At 36.9% G+C, this 22023-nt stretch carries 25 protein-coding genes; 5 read left to right on the top strand and 20 right to left on the bottom strand.

Translation table 11 applies throughout. From position 1 onward, the window contains the following. Positions 1-238: 238 nt before the first annotated feature. The 14 genes from D2K62_RS09975 to D2K62_RS10040 form a co-directional block, all read right to left on the bottom strand. A complete protein-coding gene (locus D2K62_RS09975) occupies positions 239-1246 on the bottom strand; it encodes a flagellin N-terminal helical domain-containing protein (protein ID WP_112181902.1) in 1008 nt (335 codons plus the stop codon). A 125-nt stretch (positions 1247-1371) separates the two neighbouring features. Further along, positions 1372-1602: a carbon storage regulator CsrA gene (gene csrA, locus D2K62_RS09980; RefSeq protein ID WP_112181903.1), complete on the bottom strand. Its 231-nt coding sequence runs from the start codon at positions 1600-1602 to the stop codon at positions 1372-1374. 1 nt (position 1603) lies between these two features. Beyond that, positions 1604-2053 carry a flagellar assembly protein FliW gene (gene fliW, locus D2K62_RS09985; protein ID WP_112181904.1) on the bottom strand — a complete coding sequence of 150 codons (450 nt, stop codon included), beginning with the start codon at positions 2051-2053 and terminating at the stop codon, positions 1604-1606. Positions 2054-2066: 13 nt separating this feature from the next. Continuing rightward, positions 2067-2660 carry a DUF6470 family protein gene (locus tag D2K62_RS09990; RefSeq protein WP_112181905.1) on the bottom strand — a complete coding sequence of 198 codons (594 nt, stop codon included), beginning with the start codon at positions 2658-2660 and terminating at the stop codon, positions 2067-2069. A 66-nt stretch (positions 2661-2726) separates the two neighbouring features. Continuing rightward, on the bottom strand, positions 2727-3614 hold the full coding sequence (flgL, locus tag D2K62_RS09995; protein ID WP_112181906.1) for a flagellar hook-associated protein FlgL: 888 nt from the start codon (positions 3612-3614) through the stop codon (positions 2727-2729). Positions 3615-3623: 9 nt separating this feature from the next. After that, positions 3624-5165, bottom strand: coding sequence for a flagellar hook-associated protein FlgK (flgK, locus tag D2K62_RS10000; protein WP_112181907.1), 1542 nt, complete (start codon positions 5163-5165; stop codon positions 3624-3626). Between the two features lie 15 nt (positions 5166-5180). After that, entirely contained in the window at positions 5181-5678 is a 498-nt protein-coding gene (locus D2K62_RS10005) for a flagellar protein FlgN (RefSeq protein ID WP_117148967.1), read from the bottom strand. A gap of 68 nt (positions 5679-5746) precedes the next feature. After that, positions 5747-6013 carry a flagellar biosynthesis anti-sigma factor FlgM gene (gene flgM / locus D2K62_RS10010; protein WP_332871738.1) on the bottom strand — a complete coding sequence of 89 codons (267 nt, stop codon included), beginning with the start codon at positions 6011-6013 and terminating at the stop codon, positions 5747-5749. 65 nt (positions 6014-6078) lie between these two features. Next, entirely contained in the window at positions 6079-6510 is a 432-nt protein-coding gene (locus tag D2K62_RS10015) for a TIGR03826 family flagellar region protein (protein WP_112181910.1), read from the bottom strand. A 614-nt stretch (positions 6511-7124) separates the two neighbouring features. Further along, positions 7125-7808: a ComFC family protein gene (locus tag D2K62_RS10020; RefSeq protein ID WP_117161382.1), complete on the bottom strand. Its 684-nt coding sequence runs from the start codon at positions 7806-7808 to the stop codon at positions 7125-7127. Beyond that, positions 7808-9223 (bottom strand): ATP-dependent helicase ComFA, encoded by a 1416-nt coding sequence (locus D2K62_RS10025; RefSeq protein ID WP_232828001.1) that lies wholly within the window; start codon positions 9221-9223, stop codon positions 7808-7810. Before D2K62_RS10025 ends, D2K62_RS10020 begins: the two co-directional genes overlap by 1 nt. Before the next feature lie 257 nt (positions 9224-9480). Next, positions 9481-10323 carry a DegV family protein gene (locus tag D2K62_RS10030; protein WP_112181912.1) on the bottom strand — a complete coding sequence of 281 codons (843 nt, stop codon included), beginning with the start codon at positions 10321-10323 and terminating at the stop codon, positions 9481-9483. A 224-nt stretch (positions 10324-10547) separates the two neighbouring features. After that, on the bottom strand, positions 10548-11222 hold the full coding sequence (locus D2K62_RS10035; RefSeq protein ID WP_112181913.1) for a response regulator: 675 nt from the start codon (positions 11220-11222) through the stop codon (positions 10548-10550). Positions 11223-11383: 161 nt separating this feature from the next. Further along, complete coding sequence (locus D2K62_RS10040; RefSeq protein WP_112181914.1) at positions 11384-12517, bottom strand: sensor histidine kinase; 1134 nt, start codon at positions 12515-12517, stop codon at positions 11384-11386. 185 nt (positions 12518-12702) lie between these two features. Here D2K62_RS10040 and D2K62_RS10045 point away from each other — a divergent pair, with 185 nt between their 5' ends. Continuing rightward, a complete protein-coding gene (locus D2K62_RS10045) occupies positions 12703-13353 on the top strand; it encodes a YigZ family protein (protein WP_112181915.1) in 651 nt (216 codons plus the stop codon). 2 nt (positions 13354-13355) lie between these two features. On the opposite strand, the gene D2K62_RS10050 is transcribed toward D2K62_RS10045, so the two are convergent. Further along, the gene (locus D2K62_RS10050; RefSeq protein WP_117161383.1) at positions 13356-13853 is read right to left on the bottom strand and encodes a VanZ family protein; all 498 of its coding nucleotides are present in this window, start codon (positions 13851-13853) and stop codon (positions 13356-13358) included. A gap of 127 nt (positions 13854-13980) precedes the next feature. On the opposite strand from D2K62_RS10050, the gene D2K62_RS10055 reads away from it, so the two are divergent. Together D2K62_RS10055 and D2K62_RS10060 are read left to right on the top strand one after the other, a co-directional pair. Then, positions 13981-14559: a class D sortase gene (locus D2K62_RS10055; protein ID WP_112181917.1), complete on the top strand. Its 579-nt coding sequence runs from the start codon at positions 13981-13983 to the stop codon at positions 14557-14559. Positions 14560-14571: 12 nt separating this feature from the next. After that, positions 14572-16578, top strand: a complete 2007-nt coding sequence (locus D2K62_RS10060; RefSeq protein ID WP_112181918.1) for a penicillin-binding transpeptidase domain-containing protein — start codon at positions 14572-14574, stop codon at positions 16576-16578. A gap of 632 nt (positions 16579-17210) precedes the next feature. Here the strand turns inward: D2K62_RS10060 and D2K62_RS10065 are convergent. After that, positions 17211-17654: an IDEAL domain-containing protein gene (locus D2K62_RS10065; RefSeq protein ID WP_112181919.1), complete on the bottom strand. Its 444-nt coding sequence runs from the start codon at positions 17652-17654 to the stop codon at positions 17211-17213. Between the two features lie 378 nt (positions 17655-18032). On the opposite strand from D2K62_RS10065, the gene D2K62_RS10070 reads away from it, so the two are divergent. Continuing rightward, positions 18033-19094, top strand: coding sequence for an aromatic acid exporter family protein (locus tag D2K62_RS10070; protein WP_112181920.1), 1062 nt, complete (start codon positions 18033-18035; stop codon positions 19092-19094). A gap of 43 nt (positions 19095-19137) precedes the next feature. Here D2K62_RS10070 and D2K62_RS10075 read toward each other — a convergent pair whose 3' ends face one another. The 3 genes from D2K62_RS10075 to D2K62_RS10085 all read right to left on the bottom strand — a co-directional run bounded on the left by D2K62_RS10075 (position 19138) and on the right by D2K62_RS10085 (position 21026). Then, positions 19138-19848, bottom strand: a complete 711-nt coding sequence (locus tag D2K62_RS10075) for a SurA N-terminal domain-containing protein (protein WP_112181921.1) — start codon at positions 19846-19848, stop codon at positions 19138-19140. Between the two features lie 90 nt (positions 19849-19938). Continuing rightward, a complete protein-coding gene (locus D2K62_RS10080) occupies positions 19939-20472 on the bottom strand; it encodes a chromate transporter (RefSeq protein ID WP_112181922.1) in 534 nt (177 codons plus the stop codon). After that, complete coding sequence (locus D2K62_RS10085; RefSeq protein WP_112181923.1) at positions 20469-21026, bottom strand: chromate transporter; 558 nt, start codon at positions 21024-21026, stop codon at positions 20469-20471. The genes D2K62_RS10080 and D2K62_RS10085 overlap by 4 nt, the downstream gene beginning before the upstream one ends. Before the next feature lie 179 nt (positions 21027-21205). Here D2K62_RS10085 and D2K62_RS10090 point away from each other — a divergent pair, with 179 nt between their 5' ends. After that, positions 21206-21655, top strand: a complete 450-nt coding sequence (locus D2K62_RS10090) for an Lrp/AsnC family transcriptional regulator (RefSeq protein WP_112181924.1) — start codon at positions 21206-21208, stop codon at positions 21653-21655. 96 nt (positions 21656-21751) lie between these two features. On the opposite strand, the gene D2K62_RS10095 is transcribed toward D2K62_RS10090, so the two are convergent. Then, positions 21752-21934: a cold-shock protein gene (locus D2K62_RS10095; protein ID WP_112181925.1), complete on the bottom strand. Its 183-nt coding sequence runs from the start codon at positions 21932-21934 to the stop codon at positions 21752-21754. Positions 21935-22023 lie beyond the last annotated feature (89 nt).

Below are 22023 nucleotides of genomic sequence, written 5' to 3' on the forward strand. Positions count from 1 at the left end.
CCTAAATGGACTAACGGATTGTTCTAACATTTTAACTATTCATGAATTAAGAATTACACTAAAATAACCATACGCTATAATCTATTTTTTGTCTTGAATATATCAACTCGAAGAAATTTGTTTTGCGATTGAGGGTGAAATTTTGTGGAATCACTAAATAAATATAAATAATTTCTATCCTTTTAATGTAATAGAAAAGACTCTAGCTTTGCTAGAGTCTCTTTCGAATAATTTAATATTATTGTAGTAATTGAAGCACGCCTTGCGGTAACTGGTTTGCTTGAGCTAGCATAGCTTGAGATGCTTGTGCAAGAATTGAATTCTTAGTTTGGTTCATCATTTCTTTCGCCATATCTACGTCACGGATACGAGATTCCGCAGCAGTTAGGTTTTCAGAAGATGTACCCAAGTTGTTAATTGTGTGATCTAAACGGTTTTGAGTAGCACCAAGTTTAGAACGCTCAGCAGAAACTGTTTCAATCGCATTGTTGATTGTTGTGATTGCAGTATCAGCTGTACCTTGTGAAGAAATATCAATACCAATTGCACCTTTTGTATTTGCTGCAAATTGTGTCTCTGCTTCTAAAACTAGATCAGCACCATCAAAATAACCTGCAACAGTTCCATCACCAGCTCCTGGTGCACTTTCAGCTACCTCATCTTGCCAAGTACCCAATACTGTAGTACCATCTTGTCCAAGTATTGTTGCTCCATCAGTTGCATCTGCAGTATAAACAGTACCTACTTCTAATGCGTCCGAACGCATATCATTTACTTCGATAGAAAGATTTTGTCCTTCATTAGCACCAATATGGAAAGTAGCACTAAATTCACCATCAAGTAAAGTCTTTGTATTAAACTCAGTATTATCACCAATTCTAGTGATTTCTGAAGCAAGTTCATTAACTTCTTTTTGTAGTTCAGCACGATCCGTATCTGTATTCGTATCGTTGGCAGATTGTGTTGCTAATTCACGCATACGTTGAAGGATGTCATGTGTCTCATTTAAAGCACCCTCTGCAGTTTGTAATAAAGAGTTGGCATCTTGAGCATTAGTAGAAGCTTGATCCAAACCACGGATCTGACCACGCATTTTCTCTGAAATTGCAAGACCTGCTGCATCGTCCTTAGCACCATTGATACGAAGACCTGAAGATAATTTCTCCATTGAAGCTTGTTGTGCGTTGTTTGCACTACCTAATTGACGGTGTGTGTTTAATGCTGCGATATTGTGATTAATTCTCATTATAATTTCCTCCTTGAGTTTTGTTGTATTCCCACATCCATGTGGTTTTCACTAAAGTACTAAAGCGGCCGTCTTTAGTACTGTTTAGCTTTACATATATAATATCGGAGGAATGTTTCAGATGTTTAATCTTTTTTTGAATTTTTTTTTAATAAATGTAACAAATCGGTTGAAAAGCTTGCTGCTTCGCTGTTTTCGGCTTGAATATCTAAATAAACTTCCATTCGGTGAATATCAATATTCTTTGGCGCATCAATTCCTAGCTTAATTTGATCTCCGTCTATACCTAACACTTTTAACTCAATGTCATCACCAATTTTAATTGTTTCATTTACCTTTCTTGTCAGTACTAACATCTTAATCCTCCCTTTTGGAGGTACTATTTTTTGTGAAGATTGTTTCTTTTGTCGTATAGTACTTACTATTCGTAATATATTGTTTGGCAACTTGTTCTTTTTGATTAATGATAACTGGTGCTTGAAGATTTGCAGTACTTGAAGTAAATGGTTCCTTTAGGGACATTATTACAAACACTTGTACATCTTCCTCTGACTTAATCTGCAACATTTCAATCGTATTATCGTCTATGTTTAATTCATAATCTTTGCTAAAGTGAAAAGGATCAACTACTACAAATGCAAGTTCTTTTGTTTTTGTAGATTGTAAGACATAAAACAATGTTTCTTTTTCTAATGGTAATAAGACAAATTGATTTTCTTCAATAAAACCTGGAATACCTTGTGGAAAATCAATTAATTTATTTTCGTCAATCGTTATTTTATTAAAGTATTTCGTTTCTATTTGCATGTTTTCACCTTTTCTATATTAAAATTTCAAAACCACCGATACCTTTATATTTAAGATTATCAAAATCAATATCCAGTTGATTTTTCTGTGCTAGACTAACATCCACAGCTCCAGGTTGATAATTGGTTGTTGGCTTTTGTGCTTGTGTTTGAATGTTAGCTTTTTGTGCCGTGTATTGAATGTTAACTTTAGCTGGTTGATAAGACGTTTTTACTGATCCAGCTGATGGAATCCAACCAATATTAAATTGCTTTGGTGGGTCTTGGCTATTATCAACAGCTTGTTTTGAAATTGGATTTCCACCATTTTCTATCTTCATTAATTCTTCACCTTGTTGAATTCGCCTTGAGATCGCTGCAAAGACTGCTTGTTTTCCTTCTTGTGCTTGTTCTCTTGTCATTCTTTTCACGGATTTAAAGCCTAAATCTGCCCAAGCTTCGGATTGGTCAATACTTAGTCTGGAAGGCGTCGTATTGATTTTTAAATCTCCCTTTGGTTGTTGGATGGTTTGTTGTGCTTTGGGTTGCCGAATTTGTTGTTGTCCTTCTGTATGTTGAATACTGATTTGAGCGGCTCTTGTTTGTAAACGTATTTGGGGGAAATCCATTGGTGGATCCTCCTTTTAAGGTATTTGAAAAAAGACTTGTCACAAAAGCGGCGACAAGTCTTTTACTTAACTTAGAAAATCTAATAATGATGGTTGAATCACACGTGAACCAGCACTTAATGCAGCACGATGAACACTTTCCTGTGTAGTAAGTTGAATAATAACTTCTTCTAAATCTGCATCTTCATTATCAGACATCATTTTATTAGCCGAAATTGATTGATTCTCTAACCGATTTACGATCAGTTCTACTCGATTCATACGCGCACCAAGATCAGCACGTTCATTTACTGTATTATTAATATGTGTGTCCATTGTTGCAATATGGGAATCAAGGTCTTCATCAGTATCAGATTTTAAAGCAGTTGAAAAAGCTTCGATATCCTTAAAAAATTCCTCGCTGAATACATTTCCTGCTGTAACATTAACTTGCAGTTTTGTTCCATCCGTTACTTCAATTCGGACTGCGTCATCATTTGTTGAAACACCTGTAACATTACCATCTTCATCAACAGTTACAGGTGCTTCACCTGTTGTACTCGTTCCATTAAATATATATTTACCATTAACCTCTGTGTTAGCAATGTCAATTAGATGTTCTTTTAATTGGTCAACTTCTGCTGCAATATTTTCACGTTGTCCATCTTCATACGTACCATTAGAACCTTGAACAGCTAATTCTCGAAGACGCTGTAATGCTTGTGTTGTTTCATCTAATTGCGAATCTGAATTATCCATCCAGTTATTTACTTCACTAATATTGCGTTGAAACTGTTCCACATCAGATACTTGGGTACGATAATTCATCCCCTTCATTGCAATAACTGGATCATCGGAAGGACGATTAATTTTTTTACCTGTTGATAACTGGTCCATATATTTATCTAAATTACTGTAACTACTACTGAGGTTTTTAAGCATATTATTCGTCAACATACTTTGTGTTACACGCATAATCTTAACCTACCTTCCTACTAATCCCATGTTATTTATGATTCGATCTAGCATTTCATCTACTGCTGTCATACTTCTTGCAGCTGCGTTGTATGCATGTTGAAACTTAATCATATTTGTCATTTCTTCATCTAGAGATACAGCACTAACAGAAGAACGATTTTCTTCTACTTGTTGTTGCAGTACTCCTGCATTACTAACCATACGATTTGCTTCCTGTGTGACAACACCCATTTGACCGATCATTGATTCATAAAAACTTTTTATTGAGGTTTTGTTACCTAAACCTTCAGCTGGAACTTCATAATCGGCTTGTAATTTTGAAAATACATTCGATAGTTCAATTGCGTTTTCTCCATCACCACTTGGACCAGATAAACTTGCTGCTATTCTCTTTGGATCATTGATAATATCTTCTGAAACTGCCATCGTAGCCGCTGGTCTTGTTGCAGCAGGATCGATTGTATAGAAATCACCTGTAGCATCATCGGTTAAATTAGAACCGTTTTGGTGAACACGATTAAATTCGGCTACAAATGCTACAGCCATCTGATCAAGATCACTTAACATTTCATTATAATAACCAGCAGCTTCTCCATCTGCGTCAACATAACCGTTCATTTCCATTAAACCTTTCAATTCGCCTGTTGAAGCATAATCTGCGGCATCTATTGTTACAGGTGTTGCAGTTGTGTCATTTGGATTTGAAAAGGTAAAACTTTCGACGTTATTATTTTCATTAGAAGTGACTTCCATATGGTTTACTTGATATATATTGCCATCTACTAATGTGACATCTTGTCCAACACCGTTTAACGTTACAGTTGCTTTACCCATTGCAATTTCACTTGGTTGGCCACTACTTTTTTCATAGCTTACACTGACATTAGCAATAGCAGAAAGACTATCAAGTAAACGATCACGTTCATCATACAAATCATTTGGTACATGACCGTGTGGTTCAACTGAGCCAATTTGTTCGTTTAAATTATTGATCTGTGTAAGGATAGAGTTAAACTCTGTTTCCGTTACATCTATTTGACTATTCAGATCTCCACGCACTTGTTCAAGTGATGTTGAAAGATAACTAAAGGTATCTGCAACGGCTTGTCCTCGCTGACTTACAACAGATCGTGAACCAGAGTCTTCTGGATTAGTTGATAAGTCCTGTAAAGCATCGGAGAACTGACTCATGGTATAAGCTAAACCTTCTTCAGATGGTTCGTTCATAATTGTTTCCATTTGCGCCATTGCTTCCGCACGTTGCTCATAATAGCCTAACTTGCTACTCTCATTGCGGTATTGCACATCTAAAAACCGATCACGAATTCGTTCAATTGAACCAGCTTGGACACCACTCCCAATGTCTGATTTCACACCTTCTGTATAACGTGAAACAGATAGTGTAGATACTTGCTCAAAGTTTACACGCTGGCGCGTATAACCTTCTGTATTAGCGTTGGCGATGTTGTGCGAAGTTGTATAGAGTGCAGCTTGTTGGGTGCTAAGTGCGCGTTTTGCGACTTCTAATCCGCTAAATGTTGATACCATCGAATTACCTCCTTTTTATGCCTTAGAGTCAAATACGGATCGCTTCGTTTCTTTATCCGAATTTAATTTATTTTGGTTACCATAATTAAAACTTTGAATCGTCGGTGCGATCATATTCATTGATAATTGAACAAATTGCAATGATTGATGTGTTAATTGTTGGTTCAATTGTTCTTGTTGTTTTAAGTTAACTAATACTTCAGCTAGTTGTGTTGTTATATCTTCTAACTGTTGCTTTTCTGTCGTATCTTCTACTACTTCTAATAGTGAGGTAACGTTTGGTTCTTCTAAATCAAGCTGGTTAGACGTTGCCCATGCAGAAACTTGCTCAAGGCGTCTTTTTTCAATTTGATTCACTGCTTGCACATGCTTTTTCTCTTTTTTTAACAATTGTTGTAATTCATCCGTATCGCCATCTTTCAAGACGTCTGTTTTGCTTTTAGAGATAGAATACAAGCTTTGATGAAGCTCCAATAATTGTTGTAAAGACGCATTAATTTCTTGCATGGACATAAAACTGTCCTCCCTCTGCTTTCAAATAGTACTTTAATCGTTACCTATTTATTATCTGCCAGACAACCCTATTTCCAAAAATTCAAAAGTTTCTCAGCTGTTTGTTTCGGCGCAATATTGTAAGTTCCATTTTCAACTGCTTGTTTGATCTCATTAACACGTGCTTCACGTTGTGGTTGCACGCTATCATTTCCTTGCATTTTTTTTGCTTGGTCAGAGATTTGCAGTTGATCTGATTTCACTTGTTTGTCAGTTTGCACTTCTGCTTGCTTGTTGATTTGTTTTTTATATGGGTTGAAATTGGAATGGTTGGGACCTTGTATTTTCAAGACCATCACCCTCTTTCTAAATTTGATTCCGTTTACGTATAGTTACTATATCGGTATTTAGCTTATAAAGTTTAGTTATTTCTTTTATTTTTGTCAACAGCAAAATAAGTAGCTGCTTTTTTATTTTCTTCTGCTTTGTTTCTTGCTTGCACGCTATCAATATTATCTTGATATGTCAGCGCAGATGTTAATTCTTTTGAGCAGTTTGAACAAAGTTTACCCTCTTGAATAGGATTTCCACACTTATCACACGGATACGTTAAGTTAGGAAATTGTGATGCTCTTAAACGTTGTTCCTTCACAAATTTTATTATTAACTCTTCTTCTACACCCGTTCCTTCGGTAATCTCAGGAATGGTTGCTTGACGATTGATACGTTTTTTCATAAATGCATACACAATTTGAAAATTCTTTTCTTCTTCTTTTATACAATCCGGACAAACACTCCGGTTAACTTTCACATACAAATTCCCACAGTTAGAACAGTTATCTAACTCACCCATGGGTAATCCCACCTTTACTATATTTCATCATTATATCATATATATCGGAGGTCTGAGTGAAATGTGAATAGGCATATCGCCTTAATTTAAAGCTATTTTCTAAAATGTTTATGTTAAGAAAATTAATAAACTACGATTTAACTGCCATGTTGATTTTTGCTTCGGGCAGTCGCTTTCCGCGGGCAAGTCTTCAGCTAACTTCGTAAAACAAAAATCGTTTTACGAAGTGGATCTTCAGATCTTGCTTTTCCCGCAGGAGTCGACTGCCCTACGCTACAATCGATGAGCAGAATGTAAATTTATGTTGTAATAATCAGAATTAAACTTTATCACTAGCAGATATCATATTACTTTTAACCGCAATCCAGCGAAGACAGCAAAGGGTTGAGACTCCTGTGGGAACAGCAAATGTTTTCGATGGGATGAGTAATCGCAATCCCACAAACCGAAGATCCTCTATAGAAGCGTTCTTTGCTTCTATAGATAGCTAAGGTTGTGCCCACGGAAAGCGAGACCCTTTGCTGACGTAGCGGGCAATAAGCTCACTACCTAATTCCCCATCAACTCTTCACTAATTAGCAACGAATTTTATAAAAATCTACCATCCCTTAGTGTCACCTGGCAAGTGTAAAGGCGTATACTTTTGGGCAGTCATGTTGCTTAAGTAATTTGGCGGCATGTCTTAGTGTGGTTCCTGTTGTGTATATGTCATCAATTAAGATTACGGGTTTAGTAATCGAAGTTTCTAACAGAAATGGATTGGTGCTAGCTAGCCGTGCTTGGCGTGTCCTTTTTGCTTGTTTTTCCCCATGAAGTCGTTTTAATACATTTTTTGTTGGATAAGGAAGTGATTTAGCTAGTATTTCTGCTTGATTAAACGCCCGTTCGTGCAAACGTTCTTCACTTAATGGTATCGGAACAAGTACAGCATCTGGAACTTCTTTCACAAAAATCGTTTCAAAATTGGTAACTAAGTCCTGCCGAAAAGCTTCGTGAATTACATAATCTCCTCGGTATTTCCACTTTGTAATCATCGCTTGTAATTGTTCATTATACTGATAAACAGAGCGATTGAAAGTTAAAAGGTCTGTATACAATGGATCTTGTTGCCACTTTTCACAATCAGGACAAATTTGATCGTTACTATTATTTCTCCCACAGATCTTACAGGTTATTTGTGTGATTCGCTTAAGGCCTGTAAAACAAGTCTGACAGAGGGTTTGCACTTTGGTGGGAACAAAGAAGGTCTGCCAGTTTACTTCTGGGATAATTAATTTTTGACACCAGACACACCGCATCAACAACGCCTGCCTTTCTTGTTCATTTGGTTAATCTCTTGTCCAGCACGGAGCATTGCATTTGTTTTACCATCATGAAAAAAGATAACCTCACCAGTTGGATCAATCGGGCTTCTTCCTGCTCTGCCTGCAATTTGAACAAGTGCAGCTTCGTCAAACACTTCATGACCAGCATCAATTACTGCTACATCTACAGAAGGAAAGGTAACGCCGCGTTCAAGAATTGTAGTTGTAAGTATAATATCAAGCTCTTGCTGGCGAAAAAGGTTTACCTTCTCTTCTCGGTCAGGATCTGAGGCATGAACAGCGGTTAGCTTTTTATCAGGTAGTTGGGTTGTGAGTGATGGCAATAAGTCAGTAGCAAGTTGAATTGTCGGAACAAAAAGCAGTACTTGCCGAGTGGCACGTATACGACGAGCAAACCAGTTCCAAAAAGCACGTGGTAATTGCTTTGCTGTTAGTGAATTTTTTAGTGTGGTTAACCGTAGTTGGGGTTCTGGAAGAGGATATCCATGGAATCTTATTGGTACGAAAACGGTCGTAAGTTTTTTTTTATTGGAGCGTTTTTTTAAATCTTGTCGTGGTGTGGCAGTGAGGTAAATGGTTGTTGCATCTGGCTTTGTTGCACGACTTGCCGCATACGGTAAGGAGGCTTCAGCATGAAATGGAAAGGCATCGACTTCATCAATGATCACCACATCAAATGCATGTGCGAAACGTAAAAGTTGGTGGGTCGTTGCAAGGATTAATTGTGCATTTTCTACTTTTACTTCAGCACCACCATATAGCCCAGCTAATGTTGTTTCTGGAAAAGCTTGTTTGAAGCGCGGGATTAGTTCACGAACAACATCTGCACGCGGTGTCGCAAGGCAGACCCGCTTTCCTTGTCTAATCACAGTCGCAATTCCTTGAAACAACATCTCTGTTTTTCCTGCGCCGCAAACTGCCCAAACAAGGAGTTTTTCCTTTCCTTTTTCCATTGCTTGTTCGATTTTGTTTGCTGCATTTTGTTGTGCTGGTGTAAGTTCGCCCATCCATTTGCAAGGTTTATTTTGTTGGGTAAAGATAGGTTGGGGACCTGTCCAATAGTAGAGCGGTGTACACATCATCACACGACCCATCTCAATACAATTCCGACAATAAACATGCGCTTTTTGGCAGCGTGCACAAGGTATGGTCGCAAAATGATAGTTTTGCTTATTGCCACATCGTCTACATTGATAGTGTTTTCCATTAAATGAAGGGGTTATTGCACTGATTTTCCGAAGATGATTTTGTTTAAGTAGGCTTGCTAACGCTTCATCTGATAAATCCATTTCTTCTCGAAGTAACAATTTCCCGACGAATGGTGGGATGTCTGTAGATTTTTCTACGGTGAGAGTTGGGGATGGTAGGAAGCTAAAATCGTTTGCCAAGTGATCACTCCTTTTTTATTTTTATCATAGCGTGCGAAGGCAGAAAAAGCTAGCAATTACAGGTGGATTTTTCTCAATGGCTCATATATTTTCGTGAAAGGAGCATATATTCTTGCTACGGCTCATTTATTCTGCTGAACGTAGCATATAATTCAGCGAACGTCCCATATAGCCATTTTTCCAGCACTTATGCTCCCTCCGCCATTCCCGTCAAATCCGCCATACAAAAAAAGACTCCACCTCAGCGGAATCTTTTCTTATTTCATATACCAGCCTAGTCCAAGTGCACCTTCACCGAGGTGTGTGCCGATCACGGCGCCAAAATAGCTTAAGCTAATTTCTGCATTTGGATAGCGTTGTTCGAGACCTTCTTTTAAAACAAGTGCGTCTTCTTCTCGATTTGCATGGATGACAACTGCGCGTATCGGTTTACCTGTATCTGCATCTTCTGCAAACAATCCGATAATCCGCTTTAGTGCTTTTTTATGGGTGCGGATTTTTTCAAATGGGACGATCTGCTTATCAACAAAATGTAGTAAAGGTTTAACTTGAAGCATGCTGCCGACTAATGCTTGAGCACTATTTAATCGTCCACCTCGTTGTAAGTTTGTCAAATCATCAACCAAAAAGTAAGCACGCATTGATTGTTTCATTTCCTCTAAACGAGCGATAATTGTTTTTGGTGCTGCACCGTGTTTAGCCATTTCTACAGCTTCTAACACATAGAATCCTTGTGGCATACAGCTAATTTCTGAATCGAATACATGTACATCAATTCCATCAACCATGTCTCCTGCTGCGATCATTGCTTGATACGTACCACTGATTCCGCTTGAGAGGTGAACGGAAATAACTGCATCATATTCTGTTGCTAGTTTCTCTAATTTCTCTGTCATATATCCGATGGAAGGTTGGGAGGTTTTCGGTAATTCTTTTGCTTGTCTACTAAGTGGATAAAATTCTTTTGCCTGTAAGTCTATTTCTTCCTGATAGGACTTATCTTCTAAGACTACATTTAATGGAACCATTTCAATACCTAACTGCTCCCGTAATTCAGAAGGTATGTATGCCGTACTATCCGTCATTACTGCTACTTTCATAATTATTATCTTACCCTTCTAATGCAGTCTTTTTATAATAGAAATAAATGCGACATTCCTTCGTGCTAACTAAGTATATACTTTCTACCTAATTCTACCTAATTTTCTTAGTAAATAATAGTCTCGTGTTTTAGAAAATGAATTGTTTTAAAACGAAGATAGTTTGCTTGTGTTTTAAGGAGAGGAAGGACCAACCGGCAGGTGTCATACCTACCGGAAATCACTTACATTACTTCTACCCAACCGTTGCGAATTGCCAAAACAACAGCTTGCGTTCGATCATTAACATTTAATTTTTGCAATATATTACTAACATGATTTTTAACTGTTTTTTCACTAATAAATAACATTTCTGCAACGCCACGATTACTCTTTCCATCTGTTAAAAGTTGTAATACTTCGCATTCACGACGTGTTAATAAATGCAGTGGTTTACGATATTCAGTAGGATCCATACTACCTACTTGTGACAAACTTAAACGACGGAATTCTTTGACTAAGTTATGTGTAATCTTTGGATGTAAATAAGATCCACCTTCTGTTACAATTTTAATGGCATTGATTAATGTCTCCGAATCCATTTCTTTCAATAGATATCCTTGTGCACCTGATTTCAATGCATGTGTTACGTAATTTTCATCGTCATGAATTGATAAAATTATGACTTTTGCTTGAGGGTATTTTTCCATTAAATGCTTAGTAGCTTGTACACCATTAATATGTGGCATGTTAATATCCATCAAAATGACATCCGGCTCATATTTATCCATCAAACTAACAACTTCATCACCGTCATTCCCCTCAGCAACTACTTCAAAACTCTCTTCAAATTCAAGAATTCTTCTAACGCCTTCTCGAAACAAAATATGATCGTCTATCAATACGATTTTTGTCGTCATTCCCTCTTCCTCCCGTTTCAACTACTTCTATTTTCATAATTATGTTTGAGCTATTATGATCGGTGATTATTTAAATTTCCAAAAAATAACCTACTAATATGCTAAAATTAAAGCCACATAAACTATTATACACGATTTTTGTCGATTTGTAGTATGACTTTTTATTCATTTAATGGAACGTTGATTAGTATCCTTGTACCCTTACCTAATTCAGATTGAATTTTCAATGTCCCATCTAAAAGTTCCACTCGTTCATGCATACCAATTAATCCAAATGAATGCTCTTCCTTTAAACCTTGATCGAATCCATTTCCATTATCACTAATCGTCGCGGAAACTACCTTCGATGTTATTTCTAATTTTACATTAATTTCTTCTGCTTGTGCATGTTTAATTGCATTTTGTACCGCTTCCTGGATTAATCGAAATAACGCAACTTCATATTTACTTGCCAGTCGTTCGGTTTTACCTAATGCTGTAAAAACAATTTTAGTTTGATTATACTCTTCTATATTATTTAAATACTTTTTAATCGTTGGTAAAAGTCCAAGATCATCTAGTGCCATTGGACGAAGGTCATAAATGATTCGACGAACTTCATACAAAGAAGATCTCACTAATGAACGAACACCTTTCATTTCACTTAGAGCTTCCTCCCGTCCTCGTTCTTTAAACGTCTTGTCCACTATTTCTGATCGAAGAAGGATATTAGCAAGCATCTGCGCTGGTCCATCATGCATTTCACGAGATAACCTTTTTCTTTCATCTTCTTGTGCTTGAATGATTTTTAAACCAAATGCCTGTTTTTCATTTGCATCTTGGACCAATTCATTTACTTGCTGAAAATCTTCATTTAAATAATTCAACACGATCGATACCTTACTAACAAGTCCATCTGCTCGTTCAATTGTTTGCTCAAGTGTTTTTAGTCTACGTTCAATTTCATCTCTTTTTTGACGTAAATTCTTTTCACTCGTTTGTTTCAATTTCAAATCACTTTGTAATTGATGGGTCTGCTCATATACTTCTCGTATCTCTTCTTCCCCATACTTACTAAAGTGATGGCTAACTTCTGCTAGTCTATTTCTGGAAAGCTGTGTTTTCTTTTCAAGACTATCTACCTCGTCAATTACACGAATTAATTCTAGTTTAATTTCTTCTAATTGCTCCATTAACAGTTGGTGTTCCGTCCGAGATTCTTCCCCTATTGTATAAATGCCGTCTTTACTGTGTTCAACAACTTCCACCATTTCTGTAATGATTTCATCTAATGCTTTTCCTTCTGTCTTTTTCATTTATTATTCCACCTAATTGTTTCATTTATATGTATTCGTCTATTGTCCTCTTTTAAAGGGTGTTCCAAACAATTTAGAGTTTAACTGTTTCGTATTTATGTTGCTAGTTTTATCATAGCATAATCCCTCTTTGATTGCTGTTTCGATTGTGTCTCTATATAATGTACTTATTGGGAGGGATTACAATGTTAGATCATTATTATACGGTCAATCATACTGGTTCAGATGAAGTTGTTATCCAAAAGTCTCGTTTTATTGGTCACGTCCGAAGAGTTGAAACCGAAGCAGCAGCGATCGCATTTATTCAAGAGATAAAAAAGCAACATAACAGTGCTACACATAATTGTTCGGCCTATTTAATTGGTGAGCAGGATCTTATCCAAAAGGCACATGATGACGGAGAGCCTACTGGTACAGCTGGTGTTCCAATCTTAGAAGTTTTAAAAAAGAAGGCGTTAAAAGATACCGCAATCGTGGTGACCCGTTATTTCGGTGGGGTTAAACTCGGTGCAGGCGGACTAATTCGTGCGTATTCTAGTACAACAGCACAGGCAATTCGGACAACTGGGATTGTCGAACGCCGCCGCATGCAAGTAATAGATATAACAGTTACATACCCACTACTTGGAAAAGTAGAAAACGAACTACGAAAAGCAAACTATATAATAGAAAAGATTGATTATCTAGGAGATGTAACGTTCACTGTATTAGTTGCGATTGATCAAGTAGAAACCTTCCAAACTTGGATTACCAACTGCACAAGTGATCAAGCAACACAAAAGTTGCAAACCGAAAAATATATAGAGATACCAATTCCAGAGAAAGAAGCTGACTAATACTAGCCAGCGTTTCTTTTTTTCTTCCATCCTAAAAAAAGCAACACCAAGAAAACACCGATAAGTGCACCAAATGAATCTAGTATCACGTCACCAATATATGGTGTCCGATTCGGTGTAAAACCTTGGTGCCATTCATCTAAAGCAGCATAAACAACTGTAGCAAAGAATGCTACTAAAATTAGATTGCGGGTCCTGAATCGCAAAAAAGTATTGCTGCATGCTAGATAAAACAATATAAATAGAACCATAAATACGCCAACATGGGCACCCTTTCGAATAAAAAACTCAACATAACCATAAATCCCTAAATTGGCAACACTTACTTCTGACTGGTGATACACAAAAACAATTTCATCAACGAATCGCTCTAGAAATGAAAGATCGATATAACGTGCAAGCATTGGTTTGACATCTTGTTCTTGGTATGGCTGTGCGGATGAACGAAAAATCACACCCATCCAAGCAATTGACAAAAGCCAATACACTATTTTTTTCATAAATATAAACTCCTTATCTATTTCATTTCTACAGATTATGTTATTCTTTAACATATAATCAAATATTACCATAAATACGTTATTTTCGAATACTATAGCTATGTAAATAAAATCAGGAGGCTTTTCTATGAAAAAAATCGCTCTACTGTTCATGTTAGCTGGTATTATCTTTTTATCCATTGGTGGTTATCAATATATAAAGACAAAAGCTGCTGAGAAAAACACATTAGATGAAGCACATACACTGCTAGAATCGCGAGAAAATACACCTACAACCATTGACCCTAGTTCTTTCTCAGCTGAGATGGGAGAGACTGTTGGTTTATTACAGATTCCTAGTATTGATGCGGAGTTAGCTATAGTAGAAGGTACCGATCCAGATGATTTAGAAAAAGGTGTTGGTCATTTTAAAAGTTCTGCTTATCCCGAGCAAAATGATCAAATCGTTTTATCAGGACATCGCGATACGGTTTTTCGTAGCTTAGGCGATGTTAAAATTGGTGATACCTTTATCATTCAACTTGAATCTGGAGATTACGAATATGAAATGGTTAGTTCGAAAGTTGTTGATGCTGATGATACAACCATTATCAAATCAACTGCCCCAGATGAAGAACTTGTGATTACGACATGCTATCCTTTCTCTTATATCGGCGATGCACCAGATCGTTATATTATTTATGCGAAACCAATAGAAACAAATTAAGGAGGTTTTACCATGCGCAATGTTGTAAAAGCGATTAGTATACTGCTTTTATTCTTTATTCTTACCGCTTGTTCGGAAGATGAAGTTCAACCAGAAGATCGACTTGCCCAATATATTGATGAATGGAATGAACAAAATTTCACTGAGATGTACAATCTCTTAGCAGATACAAGTAAAGAGACATACCCATCGGAAGAATTTATCGATCGTTATGAAAAAATTTACGGTGATATAGAAGTATCCGATTTAGCTATCACCTATACGGTACCTGAAGTAGAAGGTGAAGATACGGTACCAACTTCTTTTCCGATCGAAGTCAGTATGAACACAATGGCAGGTGAAGTTAATTTCGAATCGGAAATGACACTTGTCGAGCAAGAAACAGAGGAAGACACTAATTGGTACGTGCAGTGGGATCCTGGCTTCATCTTCCCTTCGTTAAAAGATGGTGGAGAAATCGGAATAAACACTGTCGAACCAACTCGTGGACAAATCTTTGATCGAAACCAAAATGGACTTGCAGTTAATGCAGCAATGTATACAGTCGGTCTTCAACCAGGATTATTTGAAAATGAAACAGAAGAAAAAGAACAAATTGCAGAACTGTTAGATATGGATGTTGAAGCGATTGACAGTGCATTATCTCCTGATTGGGTAAGCGACGAAACGTTTGTCCCATTAAAAAAAGTTTCAATGGACGATCCTGATTATATTGAAGAACTCAGGGCGATTGCACCAGTCGTAACACAAGAAACAACAGGTCGCTCTTATCCATATGGAGAAGCAGCTGCCCACTTAACTGGATATATTGGTACAATTACCGCTGAAGAATTAGAAGCGCAAGAAGCCGGTACATACGGACAGTCTGATCTAATTGGAAAACGAGGACTAGAACAATTGTATGAATCGCGGTTAAAAGGCACGCGTGGTGTTTCAATTGTCGTTACCTCAGAAAATGGTGGCAGTACACCAATAGTCGAACAAGAAGTACAGAATGGTGAAGATATTACCGTAACGATTGATGGAGAAGTACAGCAAACAATCTTTGCTAGTTTTCAAGATGATGCTGGAACAGCTACTGCAATTAATCCTAAAACAGGGGAAACACTTGCACTAGTATCGAGTCCTGCATTTGATCCAAACCAATTAACCTCTGGCATTAGTCAAACATTGTGGGATGAATTAAGTAATGATGAACAAAATCCATTATTGAATCGGTTTGCTTCCACTTACGCTCCAGGTTCGACAATTAAGCCGATAACAGCAGCAATTGGTTTAGAGAACGGAACCATTGAAGCAGAAGAAGGTATTGAAATTGACGGTCTCACATGGTCAAAAGATGGTTGGGGCGATTATCAAGTTCGTCGCGTTTCTGAATCATCTGGTCCAGTTGATTTAAGTGATGCTTTAATCCGATCCGATAATATCTATTTTGCACAGAAAACGGTTGAACTTGGAAGTGACGCATTTGTTGAAGGTCTAGAACAATTTGGCTTTGGTGAAGATCTTCCATATTCTTATCCAGTAGCAGCAAGTAGTATTTCTTCAGATGGTAGGCTTGATAGAGAAATTCTTTTAGCTGATACTGCTTATGGTCAGGGTGAGATGGAAATGAGCGCCTTACACTTAGCAACTGTATTTACTACCTTTTTAAATGATGGTAATATGATTCAACCTGTTTTAGAAGCAGATGAAGAATTAAGCCAAGTTTGGCAAGAAGGATTAGTTAGCAGTGAAAATGTGGCAGTAATCAAAGATGCGCTTCGTCAAGTTGTTGCAGCATCAAATGGTACTGCACCAGAGGCAAATATAGATGCAGTTGAATTATCAGGAAAAACAGGAACGTCTGAATTAAAAAGTGGTCAAGATGAAGAAGACGGCCAAGAAAACGGCTGGTTCGTCACCTATCCAAGTGATGAAGACATAATCATTTCTATGATGGTTGAACATGTAGAGAACAAAGGCGGCAGTCACTACACCGTCCAAAAAGTCGCAGATATATTTGAACAACTCAACTAATAAAAAAGCTATCCGCCCGGGCGGATAGCTTTTTATATTGTACAACTTCCACTCGAATTTCATGTTGATGGAAATTCCGTCATAAATTATTTATTCTTTAAAAGTAAAGTCATAATCTTCCGCTACGGAAAAACACTCGCTTTCCATGGGGAACGCTTCAGCCTCCTCGCGAGCAAATGTTTTCGATGGGCTGAGTAATCGCAGGCCCAAAAAACGCTCACTGTGGGGTCTTCAGACTGTTCCTTTCCCATAGGAGTCTCGCATTTTTCCTCCGCTTGGTATGGACTTTTCATTCAAGTAAGAGATGTTCTTTTCGTAAGCGTAGTTTATTGTTTCTAACTAGCGCTGTAATTCGTATTTAATCAAACAATTAACATTCTTCATATTATGCAGTGTACTAAATTAGCGTATCAAGTGAAATTGGCGACACTCCTGCAGGAACAGCGCGAGCTGAAGATCCACTCGGAAAGCGTACTGTGCTTATCCGAGTTAGCTGAAGCCGTGCCTGCGGAAAGGGAGCCGATTTCACTTGATACGCGGGCCATAAAATCCTGTTATTTCCAAATATAGAGATTCACCAAACAACCGAAAAAACAAAAACAGTAGAAACATAATGCTCCCACTGTCTACTTTTACATCTCATTTAAAACAGATGTATACTTTATAAAATTAGCACGGTCATTTGCTTCTAGTGCTTGATCTATTAATCTTTTTACATTTTGTTTTTCTAAAGCAATTATTATATCGTTAACTTCATCTGTTTCTATCACAGTTTTATCTTTCTTAACATATGGATAGATAATCGATTGCAATCTTGTATGAAAATCATCTAGTTTGAGCAAATCCGCTAAAGAAACACTTGCAAACTTTTTCCCTTTTTGAAAAACAAAAATATCTTGTTTATTTTCGACGAGACGCGTCTTACGATTCACTCTTATTTCACGCGCTTCCACTGGAACAAACTGATAAATTTGTTCGTCTAACCATAACGAAAAATATTGAAATGCTAATACTACTCGAATATGTTGCTCTTCTTCTTTCACATAGTACGGTTGAAGCATATTAACAGATAGCATGATGTGAACACTCCCCTTGTTGAATTAATGTAAAAACGGTTCTTTCTTCCTTTTTTACCATTCACTTAAAGATGTATTTCACTAATATAGTATTGGATTCCGCTATAAAACGGAACCCGATAAATGCACGTTATCATTTTCTAGTTAAAATATTTTAATGACTTCCCTAATAAAGCAATGAACCTGCTTTTGCTTCAATTAAAACTTTTCTTTTTCTACTGATAACGGTTGCAGATAGTATACCATTTATTTTAGTCTTAGCAAACGATCTGCTTTTAACCGATATTTCACACTTTTACTAATTATTAATTTTTTGTCAGAATTGATTGTAACATGTGGGTAATGTTCGCTATACTTTAGGGGAAGAGTACATAGAAAATGAAGGTGAAGCGTTTGATAAAGCAAAGAAGTATAAATTTCATTGGAAGTAGGGTTATTAAAACTGGGGTTGCAGTATTCCTGACTTCTTTGATCTGTCAATGGTTAGAATGGCCAGCAGTTTTTGCTGTTATTACTGCGATTGTTACGATTGAGCCAACGGTAAATGACTCTATTAAAAAGGGGATTATTCGATTACCAGCTTCAGCTATTGGTTCTGCCTATGCTGTTTTTTTTATATCGATATTCGGTAACTCCGCGATTACCTATACAGCTGCAGCAATGTTCACGATCATTACCTGTTTTAAATTAAAACTTCATGCTGGTTTGTTAGTTGCAACATTAACTTCTGTAGCGATGATTGAAGTTATTCACGATCAATATTTGATTGCTTTTTTTATTCGTTTAGGGACAACCTCTATCGGTATTATAACTTCTACACTAGTCAACATGTTTGTCTTACCACCAAACTATTCCAAGCGGATTTTAACTAATATTGATGCGGCACTTCAAACGACAGGAGAAGAATTAAAAGTAATCGCAAAAGATTTATTGTTTGAAACGACCGATTGTATGGATAAAGTACAAACTCAGGAAACCTTTTCTGCATTAAAAATGAAGTTAGACACAACGGATCGACTGTTACGTTTTCAACAAGCAGAAGCAAAATTTCACCGATTGACCACTTTAAGAAAAACAGAATTACAAGACGAATTAGATAAACTAAAGGCACTGCGCCTCATTCACTATCATATTGGTAACCTAATCAATACACCGTTACAAACGGTCTCATGGTCAAAAAACCAACGAGATCAGATGGTGAAAACGATCCAATCAGTTGCTGACACGATGATAAACCCAGACCATTTCCGTGAGCTCTATCATCAAAAGCAAGTTAAGACATTAATGAAACAATTTTTAACTTATAATAGAGAGACAAGTGCGCTGCAGAATGAAGAACAACCTACTTTTTTTGATCCTGAAATCATTATTCTATATGAGCTTTTATCGATCTATCACTTAGTAGAAGAAATCTTAGCCACTGAAAAAAAGGAAAACTAAAAAAAGCGAGAAACCTTATTCGTAAAGGGTTTCTCGCTTTTGCTTAAATTGCTTTTTCAATTTCTGCTTCTTCTTTTAATTGTTCAATTCGTTCCGTTAACTTTTCTTGAAGTTGCGAATTAGCGAGCTGTGCTTCGATTTGTTCACGCACTTGATTTAATTCAGGTACATCATCCGATTCACTTGCTACCTGCTCGTAATATGCTTCGATGTCTTCGTCAGATATTTCAACATCATCAAATTCCTGTTCTATATATGCTTCTTGTTGCAACTGGACTCTAGCTTGTTCCCGATACGACTCCATAGTATAGTCTAGGTTTGCTAGAGCTTCATTGAATTGTTCCTCTGAATCAAATTGGTCAATTGACTCTTGAATATACGCATCAACTTCTTCATCAGAAACTTCAATCCCTTTTGAGACTGCATCTTGCATGAGAACTTCCTGACTAATTATTGCTTGTAACGCTTGTTCTTTCACTAATTCAAGATCTTCGGTGTCGGCACCATTTTCAAATAACTGTGTCTTCACTTGGCTATAAATCATATTATATGTAGCGCCGTTTATCTCTTCTCCGTTAACTGTACCAACAACTGTATCGTCTGCAACTTTTTCTTCGTCTGAAACAGTTACTTCTTCTTGTTCAGTCGTATCTGTTGATTCTTCGTTCGCCTCATCTGAATCTTCATTGTTACAGGCAACTAAGAACATAGAAAACAGAAGAAGCAACAATATAACCGTTAATTTATTCTTCATAGATAGATTTCACTCCATTTTCAATTAATACTTCCCTTCATATTCAACCATGTTTACGAAAGACATGCAAGCGATACGAAAAGTTATTCCTCATCCTAAAAATAGCGCTCCATAGACCAGCGATCCCAAAATCACAAAGGCTGGGTGTACATGTATTCTTTCCATTAAAACATAACTTATAATAGCTATCCCTAACATTTGCAAAAGACCTGAATCCATATAAGACGTTTGAAAAAAGCTAAAGGCCATCACGCCTAGTAATATTGCAATCGTAGGCCGAATTAACATTGTCATATTTTTTACTTTTGGAGAATCTTTATGTTTCATTAAAAGACTTAATAAAGCAATCATTAAAATTAACGAAGGGGCGACTGTTGCAAATAAAGCAATGAACAGACCTAGAAAGCCACCTTGTTCAAAACCAATAAAACCAGCCATTTTCGTTGCAATAGGACCAGGTAAAGCATTTGCCATCGCAAGCATTTCACTAAAATCAGTAACCGACATCCAATTGAAGCGATCAACCACTTCATTTTCTACTAGTGGAATGGAAGCAGGCCCTCCACCATAACCAACAATCCCAGGAATGAAAAAAGCAACAAATATTTCCCAATATGTTTTCATGATTCACCCTCCTGTTGCTTTTTGGCTGTCGGTTTGACTAAAGCAAATACTAATAAACCCGTGATAAGTATACCAGGATGCAAACCAATCCATTCAATTAGAATAAGAGAAGCAATTGCTAAAACAATGGTCAACTTCCATCCAAGCCCGTCGCCAGACTTTTTCAAAAAATCATATGTCAAAACGGCTAACATCACACCAACAACTGGAACAACTGCTTGTGTCATACCATTAACCCATGCTTGATCACTAGCAGACGATAAAAATGTTAATAAAATAATCAAAATTGCAATTGTTGGAACAATCGTCGCAAGTACTGCACTAATCATGCCCACTATGCCCGCTACACGATAACCTATATACCCTGCCATTTTTGTTGCGATAGGACCAGGTAATGAGTTACCTAATGCCAATACGTTCGCAAACTCTTCCTCATCCATCCATTTATATTTTCCAACTACTTCTTTTTGAACGAGCGGGATAGAAGAAGGTCCTCCACCATAGCCAAGCATCCCAACACGAAAAAAAGCTAAAATTAATTGCCAATTTTTCATTATATACCTTCCCTTTCTTGATCGTAGTGTAAACAAAAAACAACACAAATAGTGTAAAAGTGTATTATTTGCGTTATAATAATAAGTAAATACAAATTAATTATACATTTGTTAAGCATAATTATCAATATGATTAACAAACGTTATTTTAGGATTAATCAAAGATTGGAGCATTACTAATGGAGCTAGATCAAACGGATAAAAAAATAGTCGAATTATTAATAGAAGATGGTAGATTGTCCTATACAGAAATCGGTAAAGTGTTGCAGTTATCCCGTGTAGCTGTAAGAGCACGTGTTCACCAGCTAATGGATGAAGGTGTTATTGAGAAGTTCACCTGTGTTGTAAATAGTGAGAAAACAGGTAAGAATGTTTCTGCTTTTTTTGAAGTTGACTGTGCACCAGCAAATTTAGTTGAGGTTGCAGAGAGTTTGGCAAACAATCCTGTAGTCGCAAGTTGCTATCAAATGACTGGACCTAGCACACTTCATATGCATGTATTAGTTAGTGATTTCACTCAATTGGAGAGCTTCATTAACGAGGAATTATATGCTTTAGAGGGGATTACACGTGTAGAAAGTCATATTCTGCTTCGTAGATTTAAAAGTAGAACTGGTTTAAAGCTATAGGTATGAATGGGTTTAAACGGCAAACAAAAAGAGGATGGATTAGATAACCAACCTCTTCATTGTTTGCTATATACTTATAGGTATGGTTGTACATTCTTATGACAGTTTAGGTAAAACGCGTGTTTCTCTTGTCATCTCAGACTGACAAAGTGGACATTCAGGTTCCTTCTCAAAGGAATAAGCCTCGCGCATCCAACCTGGGCAATCTTCACTCGTGCAGGTCCAAACTTTTGTTTCTATTTCTTCAACCGGTTCCCTTTTATTATTATAATAAGCCATTGTGACATCCCCTTTCTTGGGTATTACTATTCATTATACGCTTTTTTATTCAAAAAAACAAAAGTACTATTCCATCTTTCTCTAGATCA

This window comes from Paraliobacillus sp. X-1268, from assembly GCF_003426095.1.
In the GTDB taxonomy this organism is placed as follows: domain Bacteria; phylum Bacillota; class Bacilli; order Bacillales; family Amphibacillaceae; genus Paraliobacillus_A; species Paraliobacillus_A zengyii.

Excerpts from the sequence above, each read along its gene's own strand:
- flgK (WP_112181907.1), bottom strand. The coding sequence starts at position 5,165 with ATGGTATCAACATTTAGCGGATTAGAAGTCGCAAAACGCGCACTTAGC.
- D2K62_RS10060 (WP_112181918.1), top strand. The coding sequence starts at position 14,572 with ATGCGCAATGTTGTAAAAGCGATTAGTATACTGCTTTTATTCTTTATT.
- D2K62_RS10075 (WP_112181921.1), bottom strand. The coding sequence starts at position 19,848 with ATGAAGAATAAATTAACGGTTATATTGTTGCTTCTTCTGTTTTCTATG.
- D2K62_RS10055 (WP_112181917.1), top strand. The coding sequence starts at position 13,981 with ATGAAAAAAATCGCTCTACTGTTCATGTTAGCTGGTATTATCTTTTTA.
- D2K62_RS10005 (WP_117148967.1), bottom strand. The coding sequence starts at position 5,678 with ATGTCCATGCAAGAAATTAATGCGTCTTTACAACAATTATTGGAGCTT.
- D2K62_RS09975 (WP_112181902.1), bottom strand. The coding sequence starts at position 1,246 with ATGAGAATTAATCACAATATCGCAGCATTAAACACACACCGTCAATTA.
- D2K62_RS10085 (WP_112181923.1), bottom strand. The coding sequence starts at position 21,026 with ATGAAAAATTGGCAATTAATTTTAGCTTTTTTTCGTGTTGGGATGCTT.
- D2K62_RS10080 (WP_112181922.1), bottom strand. The coding sequence starts at position 20,472 with ATGAAAACATATTGGGAAATATTTGTTGCTTTTTTCATTCCTGGGATT.
- D2K62_RS10090 (WP_112181924.1), top strand. The coding sequence starts at position 21,206 with ATGGAGCTAGATCAAACGGATAAAAAAATAGTCGAATTATTAATAGAA.
- D2K62_RS09990 (WP_112181905.1), bottom strand. The coding sequence starts at position 2,660 with ATGGATTTCCCCCAAATACGTTTACAAACAAGAGCCGCTCAAATCAGT.
- flgL (WP_112181906.1), bottom strand. The coding sequence starts at position 3,614 with ATGCGTGTAACACAAAGTATGTTGACGAATAATATGCTTAAAAACCTC.
- D2K62_RS10020 (WP_117161382.1), bottom strand. The coding sequence starts at position 7,808 with ATGCGGTGTGTCTGGTGTCAAAAATTAATTATCCCAGAAGTAAACTGG.
- D2K62_RS10035 (WP_112181913.1), bottom strand. The coding sequence starts at position 11,222 with ATGACGACAAAAATCGTATTGATAGACGATCATATTTTGTTTCGAGAA.
- D2K62_RS10095 (WP_112181925.1), bottom strand. The coding sequence starts at position 21,934 with ATGGCTTATTATAATAATAAAAGGGAACCGGTTGAAGAAATAGAAACA.
- flgM (WP_332871738.1), bottom strand. The coding sequence starts at position 6,013 with ATGGTCTTGAAAATACAAGGTCCCAACCATTCCAATTTCAACCCATAT.
- D2K62_RS10050 (WP_117161383.1), bottom strand. The coding sequence starts at position 13,853 with ATGAAAAAAATAGTGTATTGGCTTTTGTCAATTGCTTGGATGGGTGTG.
- D2K62_RS10030 (WP_112181912.1), bottom strand. The coding sequence starts at position 10,323 with ATGAAAGTAGCAGTAATGACGGATAGTACGGCATACATACCTTCTGAA.
- D2K62_RS10040 (WP_112181914.1), bottom strand. The coding sequence starts at position 12,517 with ATGAAAAAGACAGAAGGAAAAGCATTAGATGAAATCATTACAGAAATG.
- fliW (WP_112181904.1), bottom strand. The coding sequence starts at position 2,053 with ATGCAAATAGAAACGAAATACTTTAATAAAATAACGATTGACGAAAAT.
- D2K62_RS10045 (WP_112181915.1), top strand. The coding sequence starts at position 12,703 with ATGTTAGATCATTATTATACGGTCAATCATACTGGTTCAGATGAAGTT.
- D2K62_RS10070 (WP_112181920.1), top strand. The coding sequence starts at position 18,033 with ATGAAGGTGAAGCGTTTGATAAAGCAAAGAAGTATAAATTTCATTGGA.
- csrA (WP_112181903.1), bottom strand. The coding sequence starts at position 1,602 with ATGTTAGTACTGACAAGAAAGGTAAATGAAACAATTAAAATTGGTGAT.
- D2K62_RS10065 (WP_112181919.1), bottom strand. The coding sequence starts at position 17,654 with ATGCTATCTGTTAATATGCTTCAACCGTACTATGTGAAAGAAGAAGAG.
- D2K62_RS10015 (WP_112181910.1), bottom strand. The coding sequence starts at position 6,510 with ATGGGTGAGTTAGATAACTGTTCTAACTGTGGGAATTTGTATGTGAAA.